This is a genomic window from Arthrospira sp. PCC 8006 (assembly GCF_046480465.1).
Lineage (GTDB): Bacteria > Cyanobacteriota > Cyanobacteriia > Cyanobacteriales > Microcoleaceae > Limnospira > Limnospira platensis.
Map to the genome: position 1 here is coordinate 1 of NZ_PKGG01000412.1, position 1,976 is coordinate 1,976.

Annotated in this window: 1 protein-coding gene; it reads right to left on the bottom strand. The window is 45.3% G+C overall.

All coding sequences use genetic code 11. The annotated features are described in order from the left end of the window. Positions 1 to 1,370: 1,370 nt before the first annotated feature. Entirely contained in the window at positions 1,371 to 1,934 is a 564-nt protein-coding gene (locus B9T16_RS28125; RefSeq protein WP_410246330.1) for a hypothetical protein, read from the bottom strand. Positions 1,935 to 1,976: the final 42 nt, after the last annotated feature.

Below are 1,976 nucleotides of genomic sequence, written 5' to 3' on the forward strand. Positions count from 1 at the left end.
TGAGAGATTTGATGGGTCAGAGCCGATGCAACGGCTCTTTCCCTATCCCTCTGATAAGATTATACACAATAGTACCGAAAACGTGCAATTGTTTACAAAACTTTACAGAGGGTAAAAAAATGAAAAGAGGCAGAAGAGGCGTTTATGATCGAGTTGGCAATCCCAACTTTTTCWCAGACAAGAATCCAAGTAAGCTCAAACAGGAAGGATCTCAACCCGCGAATATACTGTTTGGCATTAGAGTAGCTCAGGATTTAAAAGACAAACTTGCGGTTATACCTAAGCGAGAACTGCGGAGGGTTTTAACTGAGTTCGCTGATAGCTACCTAGCGAACCAAAATAACTGCAAGTAGTTGCACTTTACAAAAGAAACCGCGGCCGGATTGCACCGGGGCGGTTTTTGAGTTTAAGGGTCGATCGGTTACCTCTTGAGCGATCGCTTCTTGGTTGGGGGTTAGTCTATGTTAGTTAGTCGTCAAATTTAAGGATAGACCAATAACCTCGCCATTCTGCTCCGGGTGGCGTGTTCCAAAAAAATGGGAGGCTTCGGCCTCGATACGATACAAATTTTAGTTGTTGTTTCGCAAGGATGTCTAACAGCCCAAATTCAATTTTAACCCAGGTAACACTACCATGCAGAACCCTAGGGGCGGGTGTATATAGTTCCCGGTGTGTTTTATGGCGTGGGGGCGGGTGTATATAGTTCCCGGTGTGTCTTATGGCCTCAGAAGGTGCGTCACATCAGCAAGTTTTTCGTTTTCCTTTCCCAGTGGCTGATTGGATGTGACGCACCCTACGCGCAGCCAGGGGCGGGTGTAGAAAGTTGGCTGGTGAGGTGTGTGGCTGATCGCGCACCCGCCCGCCCCTACAGCACTCTGGGGCGGGTGTAGGTAGTTGGCTGGTGAGGTGTGTGGCYGATCGCGCACCCGCCCCTACAGGTAATTTTATCCCAAAAAANTAAAAAAAAAANTTATCCTTGCGCCCCCGCGCCACTTTTTTTTGGGGAACCCTTGCTTTTGGGCGGCGCTTCTGCTACTATATTATATAATKGGATATTTGCAATTTTTTTAKTAAAGTCATGCCTCCCATTATCTAAGATATGACTCCATCATATCCCGATTCGCTCGGCTTGTCAACCCCCTGGAGCGCTGACGGGCTGGGCTATTTTTTTTTTTTGAAAAAATAAACATTAGTCGAGCAATGAAACTGCTTAAATTTGTTGTACCCGCTTTTGTTTAGACCGGAGATTGAGGCTCGGACGGTTAACAGTTTTTTATAGATAGTGGTGGTCATGATGGATTCCTTAGTCGTTGTGTTGGCGAGGTTGGGTGAAGGGAGGGATTAATCACCTTCCTGGAAGTTACCGAAAATTACCAGTTGGGTGGCACTTGGGAGTATTCATAATCACTGACCCAATCATCACTGATTAACCAGTTGTCGTCTGCGTCAAACTCAACACCCCCTTCAGAGTTGATCAAATCTCTAAGCTCCTCCCTATCGCCAAGTTCTAATACTTTGTGAATATGCTTACACTTGGGAATCCAGCGCGTTCCGGTTTCTAGGGTAAGTACATCACGGCTTTTACTCTGGAAATCAAAATCCTGGCAAGTGCAAGTTATTTCCTCTTCTTCGATGGACACTTCATAGGTGTCTCCCTGGGGATTAACAACAGCAAATTTATAGGGTTCATTGTGGGGGTATATTTCTAGCTTCCCGGTGTGGCGTTTCCTGAAGGTTTGGAAGTTTTGATGAAAAGATTTTTTACTGACAAACTTGGGTCTCAACCCGTGACCCTTTTTGAAAACAACAAAAATTACTTTCCACCAAMTTTCAACCCTGGCAATAATTTGGTGAGAGCAACCACAAATCCGCGCGACGGCGGCTTTGCTGTACAAGATACTTGCCAAAGATTGACTCTGTGTGGTAGCATACATATAGAATCCTCAACTGATGAGTTAATTGGTTCTTAACCGTTT